Origin of the sequence: Dethiothermospora halolimnae, assembly GCF_037577855.1 — a bacterium.
In the GTDB taxonomy this organism is placed as follows: Bacteria; Bacillota; Clostridia; order Tissierellales; family VENL01; genus Dethiothermospora; species Dethiothermospora halolimnae.
Window position 1 is genome coordinate 1 of sequence record NZ_JBAKFX010000089.1, and the last position, 8,488, is coordinate 8,488.

At 30.4% G+C, this 8,488-nt stretch carries 7 protein-coding genes and 1 pseudogene; all 8 read left to right on the forward strand.

The genetic code is table 11. The features are described from left to right. Positions 1 to 128 precede the first annotated feature (128 nt). Positions 129 to 905: a hypothetical protein gene (locus V6137_RS19615; RefSeq protein WP_425449659.1), complete on the forward strand. Its 777-nt coding sequence runs from the start codon at positions 129 to 131 to the stop codon at positions 903 to 905. 664 nt (positions 906 to 1,569) lie between these two features. Then, entirely contained in the window at positions 1,570 to 1,980 is a 411-nt protein-coding gene (locus V6137_RS19620; RefSeq protein ID WP_425449660.1) for a hypothetical protein, read from the forward strand. 176 nt (positions 1,981 to 2,156) lie between these two features. Beyond that, positions 2,157 to 3,044, forward strand: a complete 888-nt coding sequence (locus V6137_RS19625; protein ID WP_425449661.1) for an ABC transporter ATP-binding protein — start codon at positions 2,157 to 2,159, stop codon at positions 3,042 to 3,044. Beyond that, entirely contained in the window at positions 3,045 to 3,845 is an 801-nt protein-coding gene (locus V6137_RS19630) for an ABC transporter permease subunit (protein WP_425449662.1), read from the forward strand. Positions 3,846 to 3,863: 18 nt separating this feature from the next. After that, positions 3,864 to 4,496 (forward strand): TetR/AcrR family transcriptional regulator, encoded by a 633-nt coding sequence (locus V6137_RS19635; protein ID WP_425449663.1) that lies wholly within the window; start codon positions 3,864 to 3,866, stop codon positions 4,494 to 4,496. Positions 4,497 to 4,753: 257 nt separating this feature from the next. Further along, positions 4,754 to 5,542, forward strand: coding sequence for a nitroreductase family protein (locus V6137_RS19640; RefSeq protein ID WP_425449664.1), 789 nt, complete (start codon positions 4,754 to 4,756; stop codon positions 5,540 to 5,542). A gap of 254 nt (positions 5,543 to 5,796) precedes the next feature. Then, the gene (locus tag V6137_RS19645) at positions 5,797 to 6,066 is read left to right on the forward strand and encodes a cation transporter (protein WP_425449665.1); all 270 of its coding nucleotides are present in this window, start codon (positions 5,797 to 5,799) and stop codon (positions 6,064 to 6,066) included. A gap of 3 nt (positions 6,067 to 6,069) precedes the next feature. Continuing rightward, a pseudogene (locus V6137_RS19650) lies at positions 6,070 to 8,124 on the forward strand (heavy metal translocating P-type ATPase); the annotation flags it as partial. Positions 8,125 to 8,488: the final 364 nt, after the last annotated feature.

An 8,488-nucleotide genomic window follows, 5' to 3' on the forward strand; every position in this document is an offset into this window, starting at 1 on the left:
ATAAGTTTTGTATTAAAAGGTTATTTAAGAATATGAATATTGAAGTTATTTTTAGTGAGAATGTTCGGTAGAAAAGAACTTTATTTTCTATCAAATGTTCTAACTATATTATACGAGGAGGGATAAAAATGAAAAAGCTTCTACTATGTAAAGCATTTTTTAAAAGGGAATGGATAATATTTAGAAGATATTTTTTTAATTCTGTTGGTCACTTAACTACTATGTATGTTATATTCCTTATGATGTTTTCAGGGTTTAAATGGGTAGGAGGAAATTCTTTAGGATTTGGAGATAAAATAGAAGGCTTTGTTGTTGGATATATAATATGGACATTTCTATATTTCTGTTATTCAGACGTGGTATATTCCATACAATCGGAGGCAAGTACAGGGACCTTGGAACAACTATACATGTCTGTACATGGATTTGGCTGGGTTATGGGTATGAAAATTTTATCAAATACATTAATCAACTTATTACTAACCGGTATAATGGTTTATTTAATAACTAATACAACAGGAATTCATCTTAATTTAGATTTGGTATCTATATTAATCATTGCTTTTTTTACAATGTTAGGTGCTTTAGGGATAGGCTTTGCTTTAGGAGGATTAGCTTTAATATATAAGAGAATAAATAGCTATCTACAGATAGTACAATTTTTTCTTATTGCTTTAGTAGCAGTATCTGTAGATACATCACCTATTATAAAGTTTATACCAATAGCTTGGGGGTCAAACATGTTACAATATGTAATGAGTGGAGGATGGTCAATAACCAGCTTTTCTATATCATCAATAATTATTTTAGTTTCTGTAGGAGTGGCACACTTACTTTTAGGATATGGAATATACAAATTATGTGAAAAGAAAGCTATGGATGCAGGGGTTATAGGACACTACTGATATTAAAGAAGAAAGTGTAAAGAATAAAGAAGAAATATAAAAGCAAAGAATAAAGAATGAAGAATAAAGAATAGATAAGGGGATTTTACTCCCGATGGTCGTAAAATTGAATTATGTAAGAACAGGGCATGCTCTGTCTAGGGGCAATCATAAAATATTCTTCTGAAATGTAGAGGAGAATTGATTCTCCGGAACTTTTATTAATTAAAGAAGAAATATAAAAATATAGTGGACAGTTGAGAGTGGAGAGGGGAGAGTTAAGGAAACCGTGGAATGAATTCCACGCTACATCATCGTTGTAGGATCCGTAATCTCTCAACTAAAAACGTAGGGACCGGACATGCCCGGTCCACCCGCCCTGAAAGTGGTGGGAAATGGGCTAAAAACAAAATCTATAAAAAACAAAAAATAACTGACAATCAAAAACTATAAAACACCCCAATTTATAATTTAAAATTTACAATTTAAAATTCCGAAGGCGGTCCAAGGCAAAAACTCTTGCCCCACCAAAATTAACAATTAACAATTTAAAATTAACAATTCCGAAGCCACAGCTTCGGCACATGGTTCTTTTTTCATATCACACCACTAATTGTTCCTTAAATTTTAGTATAAAACCCTTTATAATAGACTATGCAGACTAAAATTAAAGGAGGGACAACTTATGAAAAAGAGAACAATTGCAGTGGTAATGGTGGTGTTAATTGCCTTTAGTTCCATGGCATTCGCTGCAGAAACAGGTCTATATGATACCATAAAAAATAGATTATTATCTTTAAAGGATAAGTACTTAGAAAAGGATTCCCAATTAGTTGAAGCGGGAAATGAAAGTAGAGAAGATATTAAAGATTATGTGGAAAATGTAGAAAAAGATATAGAAAAAGAATTAGATAAATATGAGAAAGAAGAAGTTAAAAGGGCAGAAGAAAAACTAAAGGCAGAAGTTGAAAAAGTAAAAGGTGAAGTGGAAAAAAATAAAGGACAAATAGTAAATGAAATAAAGGAAGAAATAAAAAATAAAATAGATAAAGATTTACAAGATGAAATAGAAAAATTAAAAACATCAATAAAATAAAAAAATATAGAAAAATATGAAATGAAAGCACCGGGAACTTTAGAGTTCCCAGTGCTTTTTAATTTGTAATTTACAATTTAAAATTTAAAAACTCTTCGAGTTTTTCTTGACTATGTGGTCAACACATGGTAAAATGTAACTACAATGACCAAGTGGTCAATAAGGGAGGGGTAAAAATGTCAGTTATAAAAACCGAGAAACTTACTAAGTACTATGGCAAGGCTAGAGGTATCATTGATGTTGATTTGGATGTAAAGGAAGGTGAAATATTTGGATTTATAGGACCAAATGGAGCAGGAAAATCCACAACAATAAGGACACTATTAAACTTTATTTATCCTACGAAGGGGAAAGCGGAAATATTTGGTTTAGACTGTACCAAAGCTCCAAAGGAAATAAGAAAGAATATAGGATATCTCCCTTCTGAAGTGAATTACTATGATGATATGAAGGTAAAGGAACTATTAGATTACTCAGCTAAATTTTATGAAGGAAATTATAATGACAGAATAAAAGATTTATCTAATACTTTAGAACTAGACTTAAATAAAGAAATAGATGAGTTATCCTTTGGTAATAAGAAAAAAGTAGCAATAGTTCAAGCACTACTTCATAGTCCAAAATTATTGATATTAGATGAGCCAACTGGGGGATTAGACCCATTAATGCAAAATAGATTTTTTGAGCTGTTAAGGGAAGAAAATAAAAATGGAACTACTATATTTTTTTCATCCCATATATTAAGTGAAGTTCAAAAAATGTGTGATAGGGTTGCCATTATAAAAGAAGGAAAGATATTAAAGGTTGAAGATATAGAAGGATTAACCAAAAATACATTTAAGACAATAAAAATAGAGTTAGATAAAAAAGAAGATATTAATTTAGATTTAAAAGGGATTATAAATAAAGAAAGGAATAATAGAACTACTAAATTCTTATACAATGGGGATATAAAAGAGCTATTATATAGATTATCAGAGATTGATAAACTTCAAAATCTATTTATAGAAGAGCCATCCCTTGAAGAAGTATTTATGCATTATTATGAAAAGGAGGAAAAGTAGATGAACATTTATCTTCGAGAATTAAAAAGAAATAGAAAAAGTCTAATAATATGGTCAATAATAATGATAGGTTTAATAGTTTTAATGATGTCAGTATACCCATCGGTGGCTAGGGATTCACAAAACATGGAACAGATGATAGAAAGTATGCCCCAGGCTTTTTCAACAATATTTGGTCTTGATAAGTTATCATTATCAGATATATTTGGTTATTATTCAATGGAAGGTTATTTATTTGTAACTCTTATGGGAAGTATATATGCTATAATGCTATCTGCAGGTATATTGTCTAAGGAAGAGAGTGATAAGACAGTTGAGTTTTTATTGTCAAAACCAATAACTAGGAGAGAAGTGGTTACGAGCAAGCTATTAGTTTATTTAACTAATATAATTATATTTAATGTTGTTATGACCATTACACTTTTCATATCATTTCAGATGACAAAAACTGAGGATTTTAGTATGAAATTATTTTGGTTAATAAGTGTTGCACCATTACTTTTACATTTAACTTTTGGAGCCATAGGATTTTTAATTTCAGTATTTATTACAAAAGGTAAGAAAATATTACCTGTATCATTAGGAATTGTATTAATAACATTTTTCTTTAGTATAATAGCCAATATATCTGACAAGCTAGAGGGGATAAAATACTTAACTCCATTTAAATATGTAGAAGCATCAGATATTATATTAAATGAGAGAATAGACTTAAAATATATAATGATTATGGTTTTAATAAATGTAATATGTGTAGGTATGACCTATGTATTCTATAATAAAAAGGATATATCAGTATAAGTTTGGAAGGAGAAAGTAATGTTTGATAAGTTTGAAAAACTACCAGAGGAAAAGAAAGAAAAGATAATTAATGCTTGTATAGAAGAATTTGCAAAGTATGGATATGAAAAGTCCTCTACAAATAGAATAATAAAGAGGGCGGATATATCTAAGGGAATATTGTTTCATTACTTTGGTAATAAGAAAAGTTTATATCTTTATATAGTCGATTATGCTATGAATTACTATAGTGACAAAGTAGATAAGTGTATAGAAAATATAGAAACTAAGGATATATTTGAGAGGATTAAAGCTTGGAGTTTAATAAAGCTTAAATTATTCTCTGAAGAACCATTAATGTACTATATGACATTTAATATTTTTTTTAAAGGATCCGATAAAATAAAGAGTGAGATACAAGAAAGATATGCTAAGTTATCTCAAAAATATATGAATGTTTTAATAGATGGAATAGATAGAGAAATGTTCAGGGATGACATCGATACCAATAAAGCTATAGATTTATTACTTGTGACATTTGATGGTATTGGAAACAAATATGTCGAGCTTTACAAAAGAAATAGTGAGAAGCTTTTAGCTGATTTTGAAGATATAATAGTAGAAATAGATGAATATATGGATATATTGAAAAAAGGTTTTTATAAGGAATAAGATAATGTTGTCTTAAAATTTCTGTATGCTTGAGTGTTGTAAATAAAAATCTAAGGGATTTAATATAATTGAACCAAATATATTATTGATTCACCAAATCCCTGCTCTTTGCTCCTTGCACCCTGCACGGAACAAAGAAGCGACAAAGTCGCCTTTGTTCTGCATGACAATATTGCAAAAAACATAATACTAGATTAAAATAACATTATAAGGGTAAAAACTCTATATATTATATTTACTTTGGGGGTAATAAAATAATGATGTTAACTGATTTTTTAAAGGAAAGACGTTCCGTTAGAGAATATAAGAATAAAAAGGTAAAAACTTCAGTTCTAACTGAACTGATTGATTATGGTGAATCTATAAATGATAGTAAAGGTTCATTAGAGTTTATACTATTTGAAGATGGAAAGGAAATATATAAAGAGCTAGATGGAAAAGCTGGATATTCTGGGGTTATGATAGACAGTCCCCACTATATAGGTATTACATTAAAGGATTATACTGTAACTAGTTTGGTTAAGTCAGGATATATTATGGAGGATTTGGTATCAAAGATATCAGAAATGGGACTTGGAACATGTTGGATCACTGTGGAGGATATAGATACTGATCTTAAAAAAGAATTATTTAAAACTGAAAACATAAGCTACATAGTGGCTATAGGATATCCTAAGAATAGGAAACCATATCAAGAAATAGCAACAAGTAGTAGACATTCTATAGAAGAAATAGTTTATTTAGGTGAGTGGGGAAATAATATTAAGGTGGATGAGCTAGAAAAAAGAGGATTAGAAGATTTATTTTATTATGTTAGATATGCCCCATCTCAAAAGAATAGTCAACCATGGAGGTTTATTTTAAAAGAGGGTAAAGTTGAATTAGCCGTTGAAAATCCATTTACAGAAGCAAATATAGTAGATAGTGGGATTATGATGTATTATTTTGAAAAAATGGCCCATAGCATAGGTATAAACAAAAAGTGGAATATAGTGGAAGAGGGAACTAAAGAATTATATACGGTGCTGGGGGAATTCCCTGTATAATATTGAAATATAATTTTAATTAAGCCTGTAGATTCAATTAATTGAAATCTGCAGGCTTTTTATATCTTTTATAAAGGTAACCTTCCAATGAATTCGAGGCTACTTGGGCGTATTTGTAGGCAATAAATTTAGATGATGTAGAGGGGAATTCATTCCCCGGTATCTTTTTCTTGACAAAACAACCCCACAAATATTATAATACAAATATAAGAACATATGAGCAATCATTCATATGAAGTTGGAGGTGACTTATCGTGGGAATAACAAAAAAAGAATTAATATTAGAAGGTTTAGACTGTGCTAATTGTGCATCTAAAATTGAAAACAGAGTAAATAAACTGGAAGATATTAAAAATGCTAATTTAAACTTTATGACAAAAACACTAAAGGTAGAAATAACTGCTAATGTAGAAAAGACTGTAGGAAATATAAGGGAGATAGTTAAAAAGCTAGAACCCCATGTAATGGTGAAAGATAAAAATAGTAACATTACTAAAACATATACTATGAAGGGACTAACATGAGGAAGTTGTGCCGATAAAATTAACAGGTTTGTTAATAATATGGATGGAGTAATTAATTCAACTGTGAATATGGCAACATCTAAGATGACAGTTGAAATGGAAAGTAAAGCTGATATAAGTTCTATAAATAATAAGATAAGGGATTTTGTGAAAAAGACAGAACCCCATGTTGAAGTAATAACAGAGGATAAAACATCTAAAGAAGTAGATGATAATAATTTAAATAAAAAGAAACTTTTTAGAGTAGGTATTGGTGCTTTAATATTTTTTATAGCAATAATAGGTGATTTTAATATAAAAGTAGAGTTACCAATGTTTTTAGTAAGTTATTTATTAGTAGGCGGAGATATTGTACTTAGAGCTATAAAAAATATAGCAAGGGGTCAAGTATTTGATGAAAATTTTCTTATGGGTATAGCAACGATAGGTGCCTTTGCCATTGGCGAGTATCCTGAAGGGGTAGCCGTTATGTTGTTCTATCAAGTTGGAGAAACATTCCAAGATATAGCGGTTAATAGATCTAGAAAATCAATAAAATCACTACTTAACATAAGGCCAGACTATGCAAATATAGAAACCGCTGATGGTGTTAAGAAGGTTTCTCCTGAGGAAGTTAATATAGGAGATACTATCATAGTTAAACCGGGAGAAAAGGTACCCGTTGATGGAGTAATTATTGATGGAAAATCAATGGTGGATACTTCAGCATTAACGGGAGAATCGGTACCAAGAAGTGTAAAAAAAGATGAAGAAGTATTAAGTGGTTTTATAAATACAAATGGATTACTAAAGGTTAAGGTTACTAAGAATTTTGGGGAATCAACTATCACTAAAATATTAGATTTAGTTGAAAATGCCAGTAGTAAGAAGGCCCCTACAGAAAATTTTATCACAAAGTTTGCTAGATATTATACACCTATAGTAGTTATAGCGGCTACATTAATAGCAATAATTCCACCCATTATATTAAATGAAGGTTTTTCTGATTGGATATATAGGGCTTTGGTATTTTTAGTTGTATCTTGTCCATGTGCATTGGTTGTTTCTATTCCTCTGGGATTCTTTGGAGGAATAGGTGGGGCATCAAAATCAGGTATATTAGTTAAAGGTGGAAATTATCTTGAAGCGCTAAATGATGTTGAAACAATAGTATTTGACAAAACAGGAACATTAACTAAGGGAGTATTTAAAGTATCAAAAATAAATATAGCAAATGACTATACAAAGGAAGAAGTATTAAAATATGCAGCAATAGCTGAAGCCCATTCAAGCCATCCCATAGGGGTATCAATTAAAAAAGAATATACTGGTGAAATAGACGAAAATATAATAAAGGAATACGAAGAAATATCCGGTCATGGAATAAAGGTTTTGGTAGAAGGTAAAAAAGTATTAGTTGGAAATAGTAAGCTAATGAAAAATGAAAATATTGACTTTAAAACTGATGATACAGTGGCTACAGTGGTATATGTTGCAATAGATAATAAATTTGCAGGCAGCATACTAATATCGGATGAAATCAAAGATGATACAGTAAGTGCTATAGAGAAATTAAAAAATAGAGGTATAAAACAATTAGTTATGTTAACGGGGGATAATAAAAAAGTTGCAGAAGAAATCGGTAAGAAATTAAAACTTGATAGAGTCTATGGAGAGCTTTTACCCGATGGTAAAGTAGAAAAACTAGAAGAGTTAGATAAACAAAAATCTAAAAAGGGAAAACTAGTATTTGTTGGAGATGGAATAAACGATGCTCCAGTACTTGCTAGAGCCGATATCGGTGTAGCAATGGGAGGTCTTGGCTCGGATGCAGCAATAGAAGCAGCAGATGTGGTTCTTATGACCGATGAACCAACTAAGTTATATGAAGCAATAAACATAGCTAAAAGAACTAGGAAAATAGTTATGCAAAACATTATATTTGCCCTTGGTATAAAGTTGGTAGTTTTAGGTTTGGGAGCTTTAGGTCTTGCATCAATGTGGGAAGCAGTATTTGCAGATGTAGGAGTTGCCCTTTTGGCAGTATTGAATTCCATGAGGGTTATGAGAGTTAAGTAAGGCTGAGGCTGAGGATGAGGATGAAGTTGAGGTTAAGATTTAGGTTAAGATTAAGATTGATCTCAAGGTTAAGATTGAGATCAAGGTTGAGATTGAGATTTAGGTTGAGATTTAGGTTAAGGTTGAGGTTGAGGTTAAGATTGAGATTGAGGTTGAAGTTGAGGTTGAGGTTGAGGTTGAGGATGAAGTTGAAATTGAGTTGTTGGGGGATTCGTAATCCCCCAACTTTAATACCCCCCTCGTATAATATAGTTAGAACATTTGATAGAAAATAAAGTTCTTTTCTACCGAACATTCTCACTAAAAATAACTTCAATATTCATATTCTTAAATAACCTTTTAATACAAAACTTATCTTATTTTT

What these genes read in the sequence shown, in the direction of transcription:
- V6137_RS19615 (WP_425449659.1), top strand. Translation starts at nt 129, where the DNA reads ATGAAAAAGCTTCTACTATGTAAAGCATTTTTTAAAAGGGAATGGATA.
- V6137_RS19620 (WP_425449660.1), top strand. Translation starts at nt 1,570, where the DNA reads ATGAAAAAGAGAACAATTGCAGTGGTAATGGTGGTGTTAATTGCCTTT.
- V6137_RS19625 (WP_425449661.1), top strand. Translation starts at nt 2,157, where the DNA reads ATGTCAGTTATAAAAACCGAGAAACTTACTAAGTACTATGGCAAGGCT.
- V6137_RS19630 (WP_425449662.1), top strand. Translation starts at nt 3,045, where the DNA reads ATGAACATTTATCTTCGAGAATTAAAAAGAAATAGAAAAAGTCTAATA.
- V6137_RS19635 (WP_425449663.1), top strand. Translation starts at nt 3,864, where the DNA reads ATGTTTGATAAGTTTGAAAAACTACCAGAGGAAAAGAAAGAAAAGATA.
- V6137_RS19640 (WP_425449664.1), top strand. Translation starts at nt 4,754, where the DNA reads ATGATGTTAACTGATTTTTTAAAGGAAAGACGTTCCGTTAGAGAATAT.